General features: G+C 60.4%; 19 protein-coding genes. 12 read left to right on the forward strand and 7 right to left on the reverse strand.

What is annotated here, in order from left to right; genetic code table 11:
* Positions 1–104 precede the first annotated feature (104 nt).
* Positions 105–809 (reverse strand): hypothetical protein, encoded by a 705-nt coding sequence (locus ACQR07_RS25845; RefSeq protein WP_434904933.1) that lies wholly within the window; start codon positions 807–809, stop codon positions 105–107.
* Positions 810–1,109: 300 nt separating this feature from the next.
* Between ACQR07_RS25845 and ACQR07_RS25850 the strand changes: the two genes are divergently transcribed.
* From ACQR07_RS25850 to ACQR07_RS25860, 3 genes are all read left to right on the forward strand, one after another.
* Positions 1,110–1,487, forward strand: a complete 378-nt coding sequence (locus tag ACQR07_RS25850; RefSeq protein ID WP_434904934.1) for a hypothetical protein — start codon at positions 1,110–1,112, stop codon at positions 1,485–1,487.
* Positions 1,487–2,137: a hypothetical protein gene (locus tag ACQR07_RS25855; RefSeq protein WP_434904935.1), complete on the forward strand. Its 651-nt coding sequence runs from the start codon at positions 1,487–1,489 to the stop codon at positions 2,135–2,137. Before ACQR07_RS25850 ends, ACQR07_RS25855 begins: the two co-directional genes overlap by 1 nt.
* Before the next feature lie 125 nt (positions 2,138–2,262).
* The gene (locus tag ACQR07_RS25860) at positions 2,263–3,102 is read left to right on the forward strand and encodes a hypothetical protein (protein ID WP_434904936.1); all 840 of its coding nucleotides are present in this window, start codon (positions 2,263–2,265) and stop codon (positions 3,100–3,102) included.
* A 646-nt stretch (positions 3,103–3,748) separates the two neighbouring features.
* On the opposite strand, the gene ACQR07_RS25865 is transcribed toward ACQR07_RS25860, so the two are convergent.
* Genes ACQR07_RS25865 through ACQR07_RS25885 form a run of 5 tightly spaced genes read right to left on the reverse strand, consistent with a single transcriptional unit; the run spans position 3,749 to position 6,113 of the window.
* Entirely contained in the window at positions 3,749–4,084 is a 336-nt protein-coding gene (locus ACQR07_RS25865) for a hypothetical protein (protein ID WP_434904937.1), read from the reverse strand.
* A complete protein-coding gene (locus ACQR07_RS25870; RefSeq protein WP_434904938.1) occupies positions 4,081–4,548 on the reverse strand; it encodes a hypothetical protein in 468 nt (155 codons plus the stop codon). The genes ACQR07_RS25865 and ACQR07_RS25870 overlap by 4 nt, the downstream gene beginning before the upstream one ends.
* Before the next feature lie 16 nt (positions 4,549–4,564).
* Positions 4,565–5,125, reverse strand: a complete 561-nt coding sequence (locus ACQR07_RS25875; RefSeq protein ID WP_434904939.1) for an antirestriction protein ArdA — start codon at positions 5,123–5,125, stop codon at positions 4,565–4,567.
* 16 nt (positions 5,126–5,141) lie between these two features.
* Positions 5,142–5,375, reverse strand: coding sequence for a hypothetical protein (locus ACQR07_RS25880; RefSeq protein WP_434904940.1), 234 nt, complete (start codon positions 5,373–5,375; stop codon positions 5,142–5,144).
* A gap of 3 nt (positions 5,376–5,378) precedes the next feature.
* The gene (locus ACQR07_RS25885) at positions 5,379–6,113 is read right to left on the reverse strand and encodes a hypothetical protein (RefSeq protein WP_434904941.1); all 735 of its coding nucleotides are present in this window, start codon (positions 6,111–6,113) and stop codon (positions 5,379–5,381) included.
* Positions 6,114–6,836: 723 nt separating this feature from the next.
* Between ACQR07_RS25885 and ACQR07_RS25890 the strand changes: the two genes are divergently transcribed.
* From ACQR07_RS25890 to ACQR07_RS25905, 4 genes are all read left to right on the forward strand, one after another.
* A complete protein-coding gene (locus ACQR07_RS25890) occupies positions 6,837–7,436 on the forward strand; it encodes a deoxynucleotide monophosphate kinase (RefSeq protein WP_434904942.1) in 600 nt (199 codons plus the stop codon).
* A 3-nt stretch (positions 7,437–7,439) separates the two neighbouring features.
* On the forward strand, positions 7,440–8,015 hold the full coding sequence (locus tag ACQR07_RS25895) for a terminase small subunit (protein WP_434904943.1): 576 nt from the start codon (positions 7,440–7,442) through the stop codon (positions 8,013–8,015).
* Positions 8,016–8,179: 164 nt separating this feature from the next.
* Positions 8,180–10,144, forward strand: coding sequence for a phage terminase large subunit family protein (locus ACQR07_RS25900; RefSeq protein WP_434904944.1), 1,965 nt, complete (start codon positions 8,180–8,182; stop codon positions 10,142–10,144).
* An 8-nt stretch (positions 10,145–10,152) separates the two neighbouring features.
* Positions 10,153–10,413, forward strand: a complete 261-nt coding sequence (locus ACQR07_RS25905; protein ID WP_434904945.1) for a hypothetical protein — start codon at positions 10,153–10,155, stop codon at positions 10,411–10,413.
* A 22-nt stretch (positions 10,414–10,435) separates the two neighbouring features.
* Here ACQR07_RS25905 and ACQR07_RS25910 read toward each other — a convergent pair whose 3' ends face one another.
* Positions 10,436–11,155, reverse strand: coding sequence for a hypothetical protein (locus ACQR07_RS25910; protein ID WP_434904946.1), 720 nt, complete (start codon positions 11,153–11,155; stop codon positions 10,436–10,438).
* 130 nt (positions 11,156–11,285) lie between these two features.
* On the opposite strand from ACQR07_RS25910, the gene ACQR07_RS25915 reads away from it, so the two are divergent.
* The 5 genes from ACQR07_RS25915 to ACQR07_RS25935 all read left to right on the forward strand — a co-directional run bounded on the left by ACQR07_RS25915 (position 11,286) and on the right by ACQR07_RS25935 (position 15,877).
* A complete protein-coding gene (locus ACQR07_RS25915; RefSeq protein WP_434904947.1) occupies positions 11,286–11,492 on the forward strand; it encodes a hypothetical protein in 207 nt (68 codons plus the stop codon).
* Positions 11,492–13,099 (forward strand): phage portal protein, encoded by a 1,608-nt coding sequence (locus tag ACQR07_RS25920; protein ID WP_434904948.1) that lies wholly within the window; start codon positions 11,492–11,494, stop codon positions 13,097–13,099. The genes ACQR07_RS25915 and ACQR07_RS25920 overlap by 1 nt, the downstream gene beginning before the upstream one ends.
* An 83-nt stretch (positions 13,100–13,182) precedes the next feature.
* Positions 13,183–14,406, forward strand: a complete 1,224-nt coding sequence (locus ACQR07_RS25925) for a S49 family peptidase (RefSeq protein ID WP_434904949.1) — start codon at positions 13,183–13,185, stop codon at positions 14,404–14,406.
* A gap of 10 nt (positions 14,407–14,416) precedes the next feature.
* Complete coding sequence (locus ACQR07_RS25930; protein ID WP_434904950.1) at positions 14,417–14,779, forward strand: head decoration protein; 363 nt, start codon at positions 14,417–14,419, stop codon at positions 14,777–14,779.
* A gap of 39 nt (positions 14,780–14,818) precedes the next feature.
* Positions 14,819–15,877, forward strand: coding sequence for a major capsid protein (locus ACQR07_RS25935; protein ID WP_434904951.1), 1,059 nt, complete (start codon positions 14,819–14,821; stop codon positions 15,875–15,877).
* Positions 15,878–15,880: the final 3 nt, after the last annotated feature.

The following is a 15,880-nucleotide window of genomic DNA, read 5'->3' on the forward strand; positions in this document are numbered from 1 at the left end:
CCGGTATCCGCTTCCGAAAGACCGTCTCAAGACCCTTTGTGATTTCGACGACCCAGTATCGTTTGGTATGGGTGATCATCGCTGCCAAATCTCGAAAAGCGAAGCTAAGGGGTGCCGTTCGCAGATTGGAACGCATTTAGCCATTCTAGCAAAATATTGCTGGTCGCTGTGATGCTCTTGCTCCCAGTGAACTGTGCGGTGTTGGACAGTTCCAGAACCTGATTGCGCCAGCGCACCCATCCTACCGCGCCAGTGAGGGGAATTAAGATTTGGCCCTGGCTTGTCTGTGCGGAAGCAGATACGATCACCGCGGTGGCGAAGATATCTTCAGTTTCGAGGATCGAACCGAGTATTGTAGATCCGGTCAGTTTGACAGACTGTCCCTGACGCTCTTGTGTCGCGGTCTCATACGACTGAATGATCCGGCGTGTAGTAGGGGAAGCTAAGTCGAGCTTGTACGAATTTTCCTGTTTTGCATTCGCTATCATTCGACGGAAGAACGCCTTAGCCTCGTCCTGCGATGCGAACTCATCGTTTATGTAGGCGCGACAGAAAATCGTCATGTGCTGGGGGGCGCCACGCATGATGTCGGCTAGCTCGTCCGGCAGCAAATAGACGCCGATTAGGCGCGTACGGGCTGGGTGTCCCAACAGGGCCTGGTCCCTCAGGGACGGCACCAAGCTCGAGGATTCAATGAAGCCCGTTGGGGAGGGAATGAGTGGCAAGCTGTCGGAGATGGCCGGAGCAGCAAAATTTATAAGTAGAGCTGCTCCCAAAAACACCGACTGAATGAGCCCATTCCAATGCATGACTTACCTCTTCTGCACTAGTTGGGGCATACCTCCCAACTCGCAAGGCAACTTATACCAGTTTTCACGGAGACGGTCGGCATTTTCGGACTTGGGCGAACGGGACGTTTTCGGCAGGCGTGGCTGTGTCGGCCCGCGATCTCGACGGCAAGCCTACATCCGGGACCTCCCTAATTTGCTACTGCCCGGCGCGAATATTCAAATCTGCCCTGACGGCATCTGGTTTCATCGGTAAAAGGGGGCAAGAACGCTTACCCGATCGGTCTCTCGCGCCTCCGTGATCCGCTTTACCCTGCGGTGATGGAAACCCGCGTCGTCAACACCATCCCCGAGTGGCGCTATCAGGCCGCCGTCATTGCTCGCCTTCACGACATGGAGGATCGTGGTCTGCCCTTCACATGCGCCGGTGACATGAACCGCGCCAAGCGCAGCCGTCGTGAGCGCATGGAGGCCAAGGTAACGGGGATGACCGCCGGTGAGGCCGACGTGCGGGTCTACATGATCGGCGGCCGCCTGCTCTCGATCGAGCTGAAGACACCCCAGGGATCGCGCTCGAAGGCGCAGAAGGATCGGCACAAGAAGCTGATCGCGCTCGGCTTCACCATCGTCACGCTGAAGGCCGACAGCCCCGAAGAGATGGCCGACATGGTCGAGCAGATCCTGCGGGAATATCTCTGATGCAGCTCACGCTGAAGCTCGACGACGCGGAGTGGCGCAAGCGTATCGAGCAGTTGCGCGCGAGCAGCGTCAACACGGCAACGGCGAAGGCGCTCACGTTCACCGCGAAGGATGCCCAGGCCGCCTTGAAGGCCGAAGTGCCCGGCCTGTTCGTGCTTCGGCGTAACTGGATTCTCACCGGCATCCGCATTCGGCCTGCCAACGGCAACACGCTCACCGCTGTCGTCGGCTCGATCGACAAGTACATGGAACGCCATGTCGTCGGCGCTGGCGCGGACAAGCATCCCGACAACAAGCTGTCGGTTCGCAGCAGGCGAGACCCATCAACCGGACGACTCGCCACCGGCGGCATCCTAATCAAGCCCTACGGCTCGATCGCAATCGCTCCGATCCATACGGTGGTGCGTCGCCAGTTGAAGCGTATGGACGGGCAGAAGAAGAAAACGTTCCAGATCAAGGGCAAGGATGGGAAGGTGTTCATCGTTCGCCGCCAAGGCAAAGCGAAGAAGCCGCTCCAGACCCTGGCCGTGCTCCAGAACGAAGCGAACATCGCGAAGGTGTGGGACTTCAAGGGCACCGTGTCCGGCGTCGTCAAGGCGCGCTTCCCCCGTCACTTCTTCCGTGCGATCCTCGGTGCATCGAAGCGGTAGGGCATTGCGGTTCGCATGCGGCTGTAGCCGACCTCGACCCCCGATAGGCGTCCATCGCAAAAAGGGAATTTACCGACATTGAATTGTGCCGTAAATTTGATCTGATCCTTCGGTGGGGGCTGAGGTTGAAACACAAGCGAACCAAGATCGCGGCTGTATTTGGCGTATATGTCATATTGATTGCTGCGCTGATCATCGTGGCGGTCCCGTCACCATGGACAGACCTGATACATTTTAGTGTAGTGGGGGACCTTTCACGATTTTTAATAGTCATGGCGATTACTATTAGTCTTTGCCTGACGTTAATACATGTGTTCGGTGTAACGTCTTCCGTCCTTTGGAAACGATCGGACTATGTCTATTTCGTATCCGCGATCATCGGTTCTGTTCTCGCTCTTTTCAAAGCGGTGGAACAACAAGTAGATCTGCTATCGGGGCAGCTATCGGTAGAGCACAAAGTCATTGCAGCGAGGGCAAGTTTGCTGGCCACGATGGTGGTTGAAAGATGCGGTCGCCAGGAGAGTGCTTCTCAGGACGATCCAACTTATCAGGCAGTTTGCGAGCTCGCCCATAATCAAAGGGTCTACAATCTAGAGTGGGATTATGCGGCCAAAAGAAAGGATTTTTTTCAACAAGCACTTCTATTGTGGAATAACGTAGTGCCCGCAATGAGCAAGGACGGAGGCGATCGGTTCTTCCTTCAATACATGTTTCTCAGCGAGGTAAATAAGTTTGACCAGTGGCTATCTGAGGAACAACATCTGGACGAGTTGGCGCATTCGGCCTTGCCTCCGCTTAAGACGCCTAAAGCAATATTTCCGATATTTCTTGGTATAGCTCTTGGGGTTCGTCTCTCAAGAACACATTATGACGTCCTCACCGAAAAGATGAAGGAGCGCGGCAAGGTCGCGCCGACCCCTGCTACGGCTGAAGTACCGCAAGAACCAAGTGTACCGCCCAGTTGATCCGCGTTAGGTCATTTCGAAATGGCCGCCATTGATCGTTAGGCAACGTCCAGCCGGAAAGCAAAGTTAGGTTCGCCTCGCAGGGGATAGCGCCTACGCGCGGAAAGAAAATTTTTCGCATGTGCTTCTCGCGGGAGATCGACTCTCCCGATTCCTCGATCCGGCAACTTCGATCGCTGGCACATGCCCAGCAACTTTATTAGTCCCTTTCCGGCCCGGAAAATCCTTCTCACACGCTGAGAGCGCGGTCGGACCACGGGTCTTTCGAACGCCCCGCGCCGCGCCAGCGCGGGCCGTCCAGCGCGGTCCCGACACACGGCCGCTACTACGCGACCCCACAACGGGACACGTGCCAGCGGCCTCCTAATGGATTCCTGCCCATGGTGGCAAATCGCGCGCGGGACCACGTCACAGCGCCCTAGCGGTTGCTGATTAGTCGCTATGGTGCGACGCCTTGTCACAGCCTTGTGAACACGCGCGCGCGTTCGATCGCGCCGCAAACAGCACGGCGGACCGTATCGCGCGCGAATATGGGCGCGCGTCATCGGATCACGACCTCCTATCGATCGCACCAAAGGCGCATAGCGAAACGGCCGCACAATCGAGGCGCGGCCGATCCGATATGTGTCAGGGTGTGGTGGGCGCCTTAGCTCTTGATGCCGAACAAACGGCAGATGCGGAAACGGCTTGCCTCTGTAACGTGGTCGGGAATGTGCAGCGCGCGAGACTCCCGCATCCCCTCGAAATACTCGCGCGCCCCGTCATTCCACTGATAGAAGGAAAGCCACCGAACGGAGTGCGCGGGGTAGGAGTCCGGCTCGCAAGGTCCCGACCATTCGGGACGCGCGTACCCCAAGCCAAGCCGGATTGCGTCGCGCAACGAAGCGGACTCGACTACAAAGCCGATTTCGTCCGCCTCACAAATGTCGTCCGCGTCATCGTGCGGCAGAAAGCGTTCAAAGGTAACGGAAAAGCCGGTCATGCCATGCACACCTTTCCGTCTTCTGTGTAGAACAAATCAACGGACGAGTAGCGCGCGGCGTCGCTCAACTTGTCGCCGATATCGCCGAGCCCACGGTCCCAAAACCCGCAACCGTGACCGTTGCGCGTGTACCAATAATCGTTACCCGCGCGGTCCGCGTCATAGCGGTCCGTTTCGTAAGCGGCCTCTAACAGCGCTTCATTGTCCCGCTGGAACGCCTCGCAATCGGCGATGATTTCGGCGAGCGCGTCCGCTGATAGATCATCGAATGCTGCATCCCCTGGAATGGTCCCATCGGCGCATCCGTCCTCTTGCGCCTTGCGGCACTTCGGAGTGTGCCATTCGAGCGAGTCATAGGCCGGGCTAGTTTCAGTGAAAAATATTGCTTCGATGTAGCCGCGCGTGAACGCATCGAGCTTCCCAAAGGCGCGGTAGTCGTTAACGTTCAAGACAAATTGGGGCATAGGTCCGCGCTCTCAATCAGTGATTCCAAAAAATGTACAGATCCCCACCATCGTGGCGGATGCCGCTGAAGTCGCCGCACATTTCAAATTCGCGCGCGATGCTGTCCCAATCGATATGAGCTTGCAGCCATTCCGGAATGGCGCTCATGTCCTGCGTTTCTTCCGTAAACTGCTCTGCGAAGTCGCGCCACGTATCGTATTTGCCCCGGTAGCGGTCCGATACGAAGTCGTCGGCATCGCTGGCGCCAGCGTCGCGCATTGCCTCGCGCAGCACGGCAAGCGGAATGTCGTGCTCTTCGGCAATCTCATTGACCGCGAACGCTTCGGCGATAGCGTTGAGCCCGGCATATTCGCCCAACTCGCCGAAACCCTCATGATCATGAATGGCCCATTCCTCCGCGCTCGGGACGGACTCGCCTGTTTCGGGATGCGTCACCATCACGTTAGGGAAAGGCGAGGCGCGAAGCATCGCGTTAACGTGCTCTTGCATCGAGTCGATATCGTCGGATGCGTCAATCCAGGCACCGTGCAAGCGGCCGTTGTTATAGGAGGCGAGGCACGCGGCATAAAATCGCATTGGTGGAGTCCTTAGTTCAAAAAATCGGGCGGGATTGAACGGGCGAAACCTCGCAAGAGACGACGCGGAACACCGCGATTCCCTTGCCGTGTAGTTCCTCGATTGTTGCGCGTGTCAGCTTGCAGGCGAGGCGCGCGCGGTCCGTTGCGCGCTCGCATGCCTTTTCCGCGTCGGCTGCAAAAAGTGTAATGTGCCAGTCTGTGCCCGTGGCAATGCGGCGGACCGTGACGTTAAAGCGAGTGCTAGGCATGGCTTAGGACTCCCATGCCGCATGCGAGCCGAACGCGTCGAAAATGTCCGCGCGTTTTTGCCGGGCTTGCCCGATGCCTTCGAGCAATTCAGCAACCGCACCGTGCAACGCCTTGCAAGTTGCAGGACCAAACGAGTGCGAACGCGGCTTTAGTTCTCTGATCAAAGCGAGGCATTGCTTACGCTCGCCGCTGATATAGTCCGCCAATTCGTCATAACGAGCGCGCGCGCTAGTGACGCGCTGATACTCCCGTTCCTTGCACGCGTAACGGTCCGCCAAATGGTCCGCCCAAATCGCGGCCGTGGTTTCGTCTTCTGTGGACTCAAACGGCACAATGGCCGGGCCAATGTTGTACGGGTCCGCGATGCCAGCCACAAACAGCGCGCGGCCGTTTCGCGAGGGCAGGCGGAACACAACGCCGCGCGCCTTTTCGCCTGCTCCGTCATCGTCAATAAACCATCCGGTATGACGGACGGAGCGCGGCGCGATGATGTCGGCATAGCCGACGAAACGGAGTCCGTATTGCTCGGGACTCTCAACCCATCGGCATATATTCCCGCCAACCTTGAACGGCGCGCCAATGGCCGCGGCGGGGATGAAAGAGGGATAGCCGACTCCCCATGCCTTGCCGCTGGCGACTTTGGCGCGCGCCCAATGCAGCGCGTAAGCGCATTCGCGGTGCGGGTAAGAGAGCCGCATTCTGCGATATTCGTTCAAGAGGCTTTCGTTGACTGCCATTGTCTTGCCTGTCCGTTCTCTGGCGGGGGTGTCCCGCGGCTGTCCGTCATAGGCCCTGCAATGTGGCGGACGGTCAAGCGATATCAACGGACATAACGGATGGGTCGGGCGAGGCACGACGCGTAGGACCGCGCTACAGCGCCCCTAATGAGCGTGGCGTACGGATAGTTTTGTTATTTCAATGGATTAATTGAATTGTGGCCTGGTTGAATGAACGGCCCGGGACCATGGCGCGCGAGGCACCGAAGCTTGGGCGCTAAACTCACCCAACAGATTGGGATGATTGCGAAAAGCGGTGCGGTGCTAAGCATGAGGCGCCCTCCGAATGCATCAACGCTGCAACCATAAATTGAAGCCGAAACGGTCGCCTTGATCGTCGGACAGCAGGAATATTCTCCAAAAGATGCCGTTGGGAGAAGAAAATCGTCAGTTGTGGCCGAGAATGGCGTTTTGGGTCCTCCCAGGACGCCCCAGGGGGCGGGTGACGCGCGACCGCGACACATTTCTAGGTGCCGATTTTCAAAAGGCGGTTGTTGTTCCTAGGACAGCTTTCTTCGGCGGTTCGACCCTCCGTGCGCGGTTCTAGCATTTTTGCGGATTTCTGGCGGATAAAAAGGCAAAAGGTCCGTTGTCTGTCCGCCGGGCGCCAACGGATATCAAAACAACCTCGAAAGAAACTACCCGGCGAGAGACCGTACTCCCCCAACGGGAGCACAGGATCTCATGATCATCGTCGGCATCAAGGGGTTGATCGGGTCCGGCAAGACCACGGCCGCTCTGTACCTCATCGAGCACCACGGCTTCGTACGCGGCCGGTTCGCTGGCGCGTTGAAGGACATGCTGCGCGCCTATCTGGCCTATCGCGGCTGCGACCCTAAGACTATTGGGCGCATGGTCGATGGCGACCTGAAGGAAACGCCGTCCCCGTGGCTGGGTGGGCGGACGCCACGGCATGCAATGGAATGGCTCGGAGGCTCGGGCCGCGATTACATGGGCGAAGACTTCTGGATCGGCACGGAGGCGGACCGGCTCCTGGCCGACAGGCCGACCCGCGTCGTCGTCGAGGATGTCCGGCAAGCCAACGAAGGCCTTTGGATCGAAGAGCAGGGCGGCTTGGTGGTCGAGGTGATCCGTCGCGGCCAGGTGCCCCAGGATCACCGCACAGAGCGCGCTCAGGCCGACGTAAGGGTAGGCCGGGTGGTCATGAACTATGACGGTGACGTCGCCTCGACCTATTGCCAGATCGATACCGTCGTCCGCGATCTGATCGCGGAATGCGCAGGACCCGGTTTGCCCCCGATGCAGACCCAGCCGGTGCGGTAACGCATGGGCAGCATCGTCAATCGCCAAGAGCTGGCGGACATCCTCGGCTATTCGCTTCCGACCATCTCCTCTTGGACTGAAGACGGCATGCCCGTGAAGTCCCAGGGCAGCCGTGGCAAGCAATTCGAGTATGACACGGCCGAATGCGTGAAGTGGCTGCTCGCTCGCGCGCGCGGCGAGGCCAAGGCGAGGACGGCCGCGACGCTGCAGGAGGCGGGTGAAGACATCACAATGGACAAGGCGCGGCTCCGCAACGAGATCGCCAAGGCAAAGCTCTCGGAGCTCGAGCTAGCCCAAGAGATGGGCCTAGTTCGGCCGATCGACATGATCGTGAAGGTGCTGAGCAACGAGATCGCGAACGCTCGCGCCCGGCTGCTCGGCATCCCGTCAAAGCTGCGGCCTGCGATCCAGCTCGAGGTCGGCTCGCCAGAAGGGACGAAGGCGCTCGTGAACGAGGTCGAGCGTCTGATCCTCGAAGCCCTCAACGAAATCAAATCCTACGCCGATGTGCCGGTTGAGGAAGAGCCGCAAGGCGAGCCCTCGGACGATACGGAAGTGAAGACCGATGGCGAGTGGTGAGTTCAAGCCCTCTTGGATGAAGTGGCCTCCGAATAGTTGCGAGGTCTGTACGGGCTGGGAGCAGCAAGACGATTGGGTCGGCGTCTGCCGCCGCGCATCGTCGATCCATTGCGGCGAGCGCACCGACGCGCGCCAGCGCTGCTTTGAATACAAGCGCAAGGCCGATGTCTGACGCAATCGCCGTTCTAGCGGAGTACGGAGCCGATGCCGCGTACGAAGCGCGGCTTCGCGCCCAGGTACGCCAGGTCATCGCGCAGAGCTTCAGCCCGCCGCCGGACCTGACTGTTTCCGAATGGGCGGACGAATACCGGGTGCTCTCACCGGAGGCGTCGTCGGAGCCCGGCAAGTGGTCAACGACCCGCGTCGAGCCTTCGCGCGGCATCATGGACGCGTTCGCCGATCCCGACATCGAGATCGTGACGTGCATGGTCGCCGCGCAGACGGTGAAGACGGAGGTCATCAACAACGTCGCGGGCTACCACGTCCATCTGGACCCTTGCCCGATGCTCATTCTGCAACCGACGTTGCAAATGGCCGAAGCGTATTCCAAGGATCGTCTCGCGCCAATGATCCGCGACACGCCCGAGCTCTCCGCGAAGCTCGGCAACGCTGCGCGCGATTCCGAAGACACGATCCTCCATAAGAAGTATGCTGGCGGTCATATCACGATGGCGGGCGCGAACTCGCCCGCGTCGCTTGCCTCGCGCCCGATCCGCATCCTGCTCTGCGACGAAGTCGATCGCTACGAGGCGAGCGCCGGTAAGGAAGGTGATCCGGTCTCGCTCGCGATCGAGCGCACGACGACGTTCTGGAACCGCAAGATCGCGCTGGTCTCGACGCCGACCATCAAGGGCGCGTCGCGCATCGAGGCATCTTACGAGGAGAGTGATCAGCGACGCTTCGTCGTGCCGTGTCCGAAGTGCGGCCACATGCAGCATCTGCAATGGAAGCAAGTCCGTTGGCCCGACGACAAGCCGATGGAGGCACGGTATCATTGCGAGTACATGGACTCCGCGACCGGTGAGCTGTGCGATCATGCCTGGAGCGAGGCCGAGCGGCTTAGGGCGATCTCGCGCGGCGTATGGATTGCGACGTGTCCGGAAATAAAGGGGCACGCGGGCTTCCACCTTAACCGCATTGCCTCGCCTTGGCGCGCCCTGGGCGAGATGGCACGTGACTTCGTTCTCGTGCGAAAGCATCCTGAGCGGCTGAAGACCTGGGTCAACACCCGGCTTGCCGAGACTTGGGAGGAGCGTGGCGAGCGGGCGAACCCGGACAGTCTCTATGGCCGCCGAGAAGAGTATGACGCGGCTGTCGTGCTCCCGTTTGGTGTTGGCACCATTACCGCATCTGTCGATATTCAAGACGATCGCGCGGAGATCGAGTGGTGCGGGTGGGGAGCCGACGACGAGTCATGGTCGCTCGATTACAAGGTACACTACGGCGTGCCGAATACACCAGGATTTTGGGAGGTAATTGATGCCGCTCTGCTGCGGACCTTCCTTCACCCGGCGGGCGTCGAAATGCGGGTCGAGGCGTCGTGCATCGACTCGGGCGGACACTTCACGCAGCATGTCTACGACTTCGTCCGGACGCGAATGGCTCGGCGCGTGTATGCCATCAAGGGCATCGGCGGTCCTGGCCGTCCGATCTGGCCGGTCAAGGGCACGGTGAACAAGGCAAAGAACGTGACGGTCTTCGTCCTTGGCGTCGATCAGGCGAAAGACATGCACTATAAGCGCCTCGACATTAAGGAGCCTGGGCCTGGCTACTGCCACTTCCCGCTGGCCGAGCATTTTGACAACAAGTATTTTGACGGTTTGACGGCCGAGAAAGCAATCCTGAAGACCGACAAGAAGGGCTTCACTGTCAAGGAGTGGCATAAAGTCCAACAGCGCAACGAACCGCTCGACCTTCGCGTCTACAACATCGCAGCGCGGCTATCGCTCGGGATCAACATGGAGCGTCGCATGATGGCGCTCCGCGCTGCGGCGGCCCATGTCCTGAATGCTGCCCCCGTGCAGCCAAAGGGAGTCCGGGGGGAAGAGCCGTGCCAGACTAGGGAAGAAGTTCCAGTGCGCAGCAATGCACCCAGGCGGCGCATCCGCAGCCGTGGTGTGCAGTCATGAGGGGCGACATGACCGGCGATGATATTCGAAAGGCTCGCGTCGAGCTGGGCCGCATGTGGAAGGCGCGCGGCGGCCCGCTCACCGCGCACGAGCTTGTGCGCGCCCTCGGTCTATCGGAGCGGCACGGAACCGACCACGTCTACAACATGGAGAAGGGCAAGACGGCTGTCTCCGGCACGATCGAGATACTGTTGCGTGTGTATCCGGCCGGTGCCGTGCCTTCCGACGATGTTGAGATGTTCGATCCCAAACGAGCGCGTGCGCGTTAGACAACGTACATTGCGCCTGCATTCATTCACCTTTGGTGGTCGGCCGACTTTCGTAGTCTCGGACCGTTTCTTGCAGCGATTTCACCCGCGCACTCAGCCGCCTCTTAGGCTCCATTCTGATTGCGTGAGCCTTCCTTAGAAAATCAAAGGTCGGTGCAACTGCGTCCTTGAGCCTGCGCACAAATCCTACAGTCTCTACAAAGCTCATCCGCTTTTTCTTTTTCCATTTTTTCCTTGAATCCGCTTGATACGGCTCCAGACCAGGTAGTAGCTCATCTACCGGAAATTCCGCGATGTCCGGTGGGAAATCGTATATGTCCTTGCCCGAGCTAAGCCCGTGGTGTGCAAGCCGGACTCTTACATCATTGAGGCCAAACAAAAGCTTGCTTAGCTTGTCCCATTCTTGTTCGAGACTCGCGAATCGATCATCCACGCGAATGATCTCGCCGATAACATCCAGCATTCTCGCAAATGGAAAATTGTAAAAGATCACACCTCCAACGTCCGATTTTACGTCAATAATCGAAGAGGCGATCTCTACAACAAATCCTTCCAGTGATGACCATGTTGTGATTGAGACCCCAATCGCAGCATGCAGAGTTCGAATATCGTCCTCCGTCGTCCCAGCGATGTCGGCCCTTAACTGCTCCATGTCGCGAATGACCGCTAGATCCTCGTCATCAAAAGGGCCACCCTTTTCGATCAGACTGCGAATGGTCTCTGGCGCGTCTTCGTTAGACATTTTGGCCCCCGTCTTATAATATCGGTACTTTACAAGACCGCCGCGTGCGGTGGAAGCCCGTGCGAAAGCGCGCGCTAGCGGATACCGGAACGATCTCTTTCGTTGGAGCCATGTCCCGTAGCTTCGGGGCATGGCAAAGAGCGTCGAAGAGCAACTTGAAGAGACCCTAAACTCGATCAGCGCGATCGAGCAGAAGGGGCAGCGCTACACGATCAAGGATCGTGAGCTGTGGCGCGCCGACCTGCGCCAGCTAGACCAGCGCGCCCAGCGCTTGGAGAAGCAGGCCGCTCGTGCCAAGGCAGGCGGCATCAAGAGTCAGCGGGTGATCCCGCTGTGATGAAGCTCCCCACGCCATCATTTTCGGACCGCCTCCTGGCGAGCGTCGCACCGGCCTACGCCACGCGGCGCTATCAAACCCGGATCGCTTTGAACCTAGCAGGCCAGTATGCCGGTGCCAGAGGCAACCGGGCGGCCCTGAAGGCGTGGCGTCCGCATGCCGGTTCGGCGGATGGAGATTCGATCGGCGATCTCCCGGCGCTGCGTAGCCGTTCGCGCGACCTCAACCGGAACAACCCCATCGCCACCGGCGCGCGATCAACCTCGCGGGCGAACATCATCGGCTCTGGTCTTCGCGCCCGGTCGAAGATCAACCACGATCTGCTCGGCATGTCCCAAGAGGCGGCCGACAAGTGGGAGCGCTACACCGAGACGCTGTTCGATTTGTGGGCTAACTCGAAGCTCTGCGACATCTCGCTCGCGCAGAACTTCTACGAGCTTCAGGCGCTCGTGTTCAACACCGTGTTCGAGTCGGGCGACACATTCGTCCTGCGGCGTACCCCGAAGCGCCCGAACGCGATTGTCCCTCTCGCCCTCAACGTGGTTGAGGCCGACCGTGTCGCGACACCCACCGATAAGCAGGGCGATTTCTACGTTCGCGATGGCGTCAAGATCGACGACGACGGCGCGCCCGTTGCCTATTTTGTGCTCGACGACCATCCCGGCGACAATCCCAGCTACACCATCACAAACTATCGCGAAATTCCCGCGTTCGGCGCCAAGTCTGGCGAGCAGATGGTGTTGCACATCTTCGAGCGGCTGCGGCCCGGCCTTCACCGCGGAATCCCGCAACTCGCGCCCGTCATCGAGCTTCTGAAGCAGCTCGACCGCTTCACCGATGCTGAGTTGATGAAGGCGGTGGTGTCGTCGTTCTTCACGGTCTTCTTGAAGACCGATGGGGACGACGGCCTGGCACCCGCCATCGCGCCTGGAAAACATCCGACCAGCGCGGACTTCTTCGGTCCCGGCGAGGTCACGATGGGGCCGGGGACCGTCGTTGACATCGGGACCAACGAGAGCATCGAGACGGCACAACCCGCCAACACGGCCAACTTCGATCCGTTCTTCACGTCCGTTGTGCGGCAGATCGGCGTCGCGCTGTCGATCCCGTTCGAAATGCTCATGCTGCACTTCACGGCGAGCTACAGCGCCTCGCGCGCGGCCCTGGAGATGGCGGCCATGTTCTTCCGGGACCGCCGGACGTGGCTTGTCCGCAACTTCTGCGCCCCCGTCTACGAGTGGTTCATGACGGACGCGATCAACGCCGGTCTCATCACCGCGCCCGGCTTCTTCGAGGACCCGGTCAAGCGCGCAGCGTGGCTTGGTGCTCAGTGGATCGGGCCTGCCCGGATCATCCTCGATCCGCTCAAGGAATGGAAGGCCGAGACCGAGGCGGTGAACCTGGGCGCTCGGACCGTCGAGGCCGTGATCATCGAGCGTGGTGGCGAGGACTTCGAGCAGACGACTGCCCAGCGCGCCAAAGAACACAAGGCGCGCGCTGCCGCGAAGCTCGAACCCGAGATCCTCGCGCCGTCCGGCATGGGCTCTCAGGTCAAGGAAGACGTGAGCGCCGAGCCTGCGAAGCCGAAGAAGGCCGAGAAGAAATGAGCGTCCACGTCCGCAATCCGCTGATCTTCGATGCTGCGTTGACCGCCAATTGGGCGATCGACGAGAGCGCGCTGCGCCAGATCATGGAGATCGCCGCGCGCGAAGATCGCCTCGATGCACAGATGCTCGAGGCGTACCGCGCCCAGGAGCTGGCGCGGGCCGAGCGTGCAACAGTCCGCGACGGCGTCGCGATCATCGACGTGACCGGCCCGCTGTTCAAGCGCGCCAACCTCATGACGGCGTTCTGCGGAGCGACGGCATACGAGACCGTTCGGCGCGACTTGCAGACCGCGATGGACAACGCCTCGGTCCGCGCGATCCTGCTCAACATCCATTCGCCCGGCGGCGAGGCGGCAGGCGTTGCGGAGCTTGCCAGCGCGATCCACGACACCAGGGGTCGCAAGCCCATCGTGGCCTACGCAGGCGATCAGGCGGCTTCCGCTGCGCTTTGGACGGCCGTTGCCGCTGACGAGTTCTTTGTCGGACCGACCGCCAGCGTCGGCTCGCTCGGTGTCGTGGCCGGCTATCGGGACACGTCCGGCCAGGATGCGGCGCGCGGCGTCAAGACCTACGAGTTCGTGTCGTCGCAGTCACCGTACAAGCGCGTCGATCTTAACACCAAGGAAGGCCGCGACCGCGTCCAGGCGCGCGTCGATTCCATGGCTGCGGTGTTTGTCGAAACCGTCGCGAAGTATCGCGGCAAGAGCGTCGATCACGTCCTCGAACACTTCGGACAGGGTGATGTCTTGATCGGGCAGGCGGCGGTTGCTGCCGGGATGGCCGATGGCATCGCCACGTTCGAACAGGTTCTCGCGAGCCTTTGTCGCGGCGATAGCCCGAAGGCGACCTTCGGAGTCAACCCGGCCGCCACTGGCCAAATGGAGAGTGAGACTATGGACAAGACCCCAGAGCAGTTGGCGGCTGAAGCTGAAGCCGCTGCCGCCGCTGCGTCGGCTGCAACCGCGCAGACCGCCGCGACCTCGACGACGACCGTCGAGACCGTGGACGCAGCTGCCGAAGCGCGCACTGCCGAACGCAAGCGTGTGACCGACATCATGTCGCTCACGCTGCCGGGCTACGAGGCCGAAGCACAGAAGGCGATCGAAACGGGCTCTTCGGCTCACGGGTTTTCGGCAATCATCGTGGCTGCTGAAAAGGCCAAGCGCACCACGCACGCTGCTGACATCAAGGAAGACACCAACGCGAACGCGCATGTGTCCCCCGCTGGCGCCAGCGAGTCCGCGACGGGCGACGATGCCGCCGTCAACGCAATTCTCGCGTCCTTCAGGGCCGCAATCGCAAACTAAGGAACCGCACGTGGCGAAGTATCGGGACGAAGGCACGTTCATTCAGAAGACCTGGGCGCTCGGTCATATGCGCGCCCGCAAGGTCACCATCAAGGCCGGTGCGGGCAGGCTTGGCGAGGCCACGGTGCTCGGCAAGATCGATGCGGACAGCAAGTACATCAAGTCGCTGAAGGCCGCGATCGATGGTTCGCAGACGCCGGACGCTATCCTCGCGACCGAAGTCGATGCGACCAGCGAGGACGTGGAGGCGATCGTGTTCATCGCTGGCGAGTTCGATCAGGAAGCGCTGATCCTCGGCACCGGCCACACCCTCGGATCGGTGGATGCGGTCTTCCGCACGAAGTCGATCTGGCTCGTAAGGCCGATGGGCTAACCGAGCCAACCACGCACGAAAGCAACCGGAAGCCCCACTATGGACCTCTTTTCGACCACTGCCCTGAACCGCGTTGTGGAGGAGCTGCCGCTTTCGGCATTCTTCTTCCTCAACACCTTCTTCACCACCGTCGAGACCTCCGACACCGAAGACGTCAAGTTCGATAAGGTGAAGGGTCGGCGTCTGATCACGCCGCTCGTCTCCCCGATCGTGGCTGGCAAGGTGATCCGCGAGCAGGGCTACAAGACTGCCTCGATCGCGCCGGCCTACGTCAAGGACAAGCGCGTGTTCGACCCGAACAAGCAGTTCAAGCGCCGCGCCGGCGAGAAGATCGGCGGGAGCCTGACGCCCGAGCAGCGCCTGCAAGCCTCGATCGCGTTCTCGCTGTCGGAACAGCTGGACATGTGGACCCGCCGCCAGGAAGTCATGGCGGCCGAAGTGCTGCGTACCGGCAAGCTGGTCCTCGAAGGCGACGACTATCCGCGCGAGGAGGTGGACTTCGGCCGCGCCGCAGAGCTTTCAATCGTCCTGACCGGAACCGACAAGTGGTCCAACGCCGCCGTGAACCCGCTCGATGACATTGAGCAGTGGGGGCAGGACATCTTCATCGAGTCCGGTCTGACCTGCCGCGACGTGATCATGGCCGCCGACGTGTGGAAGGTCATCCGGGCGAAGATGGCGACGCCGGACACCGACGCTGTCGGCAAGTCGATGCGTCTTCAGATCGACAACACCAAGGAAACCATTTCGGCCGCACGTGCTGAGCTGGGTCCGATCCTGATCATGCCGGGCATCCGCCTGGTCGGCGTGTTCGGCGACTACCGCCTTTGGGTTCACTCCGACAAGTACATCGACGCGCTCGATGGCGTCGAGAAGGATGTGCTCCCGGCCGGTGAGATCGTGATGGCCTCGCGTGAGATTGAGGGCGTCCGCCACTACGGCGCGATCCGCGATCTGAAGGCGGGCATGCAGCCGCGTGCGTTCTTCGTCAAGTCCTGGGAGGAGGAGGACCCGAGCGTCCGCTACATCCTGGGTCAGTCGGCACCGCTGATCGCGCCCTACCGCGTCAACGGCACACTTGGCGCCAAGGTGCTGTAAGCC

The organism is Bradyrhizobium sp. HKCCYLS20291, from assembly GCF_051167715.1.
Taxonomy (GTDB): domain Bacteria; phylum Pseudomonadota; class Alphaproteobacteria; order Rhizobiales; family Xanthobacteraceae; genus Bradyrhizobium.

Excerpts from the sequence above, each read along its gene's own strand:
- ACQR07_RS25890 (WP_434904942.1), top strand. The coding sequence starts at position 6,837 with ATGATCATCGTCGGCATCAAGGGGTTGATCGGGTCCGGCAAGACCACG.
- ACQR07_RS25920 (WP_434904948.1), top strand. The coding sequence starts at position 11,492 with ATGAAGCTCCCCACGCCATCATTTTCGGACCGCCTCCTGGCGAGCGTC.
- ACQR07_RS25880 (WP_434904940.1), bottom strand. The coding sequence starts at position 5,375 with ATGCCTAGCACTCGCTTTAACGTCACGGTCCGCCGCATTGCCACGGGC.
- ACQR07_RS25935 (WP_434904951.1), top strand. The coding sequence starts at position 14,819 with ATGGACCTCTTTTCGACCACTGCCCTGAACCGCGTTGTGGAGGAGCTG.
- ACQR07_RS25900 (WP_434904944.1), top strand. The coding sequence starts at position 8,180 with ATGTCTGACGCAATCGCCGTTCTAGCGGAGTACGGAGCCGATGCCGCG.
- ACQR07_RS25845 (WP_434904933.1), bottom strand. The coding sequence starts at position 809 with ATGCATTGGAATGGGCTCATTCAGTCGGTGTTTTTGGGAGCAGCTCTA.
- ACQR07_RS25855 (WP_434904935.1), top strand. The coding sequence starts at position 1,487 with ATGCAGCTCACGCTGAAGCTCGACGACGCGGAGTGGCGCAAGCGTATC.
- ACQR07_RS25865 (WP_434904937.1), bottom strand. The coding sequence starts at position 4,084 with ATGACCGGCTTTTCCGTTACCTTTGAACGCTTTCTGCCGCACGATGAC.
- ACQR07_RS25905 (WP_434904945.1), top strand. The coding sequence starts at position 10,153 with ATGACCGGCGATGATATTCGAAAGGCTCGCGTCGAGCTGGGCCGCATG.
- ACQR07_RS25870 (WP_434904938.1), bottom strand. The coding sequence starts at position 4,548 with ATGCCCCAATTTGTCTTGAACGTTAACGACTACCGCGCCTTTGGGAAG.
- ACQR07_RS25885 (WP_434904941.1), bottom strand. The coding sequence starts at position 6,113 with ATGGCAGTCAACGAAAGCCTCTTGAACGAATATCGCAGAATGCGGCTC.
- ACQR07_RS25850 (WP_434904934.1), top strand. The coding sequence starts at position 1,110 with ATGGAAACCCGCGTCGTCAACACCATCCCCGAGTGGCGCTATCAGGCC.
- ACQR07_RS25910 (WP_434904946.1), bottom strand. The coding sequence starts at position 11,155 with ATGTCTAACGAAGACGCGCCAGAGACCATTCGCAGTCTGATCGAAAAG.
- ACQR07_RS25925 (WP_434904949.1), top strand. The coding sequence starts at position 13,183 with ATGGAGATCGCCGCGCGCGAAGATCGCCTCGATGCACAGATGCTCGAG.
- ACQR07_RS25875 (WP_434904939.1), bottom strand. The coding sequence starts at position 5,125 with ATGCGATTTTATGCCGCGTGCCTCGCCTCCTATAACAACGGCCGCTTG.
- ACQR07_RS25895 (WP_434904943.1), top strand. The coding sequence starts at position 7,440 with ATGGGCAGCATCGTCAATCGCCAAGAGCTGGCGGACATCCTCGGCTAT.
- ACQR07_RS25915 (WP_434904947.1), top strand. The coding sequence starts at position 11,286 with ATGGCAAAGAGCGTCGAAGAGCAACTTGAAGAGACCCTAAACTCGATC.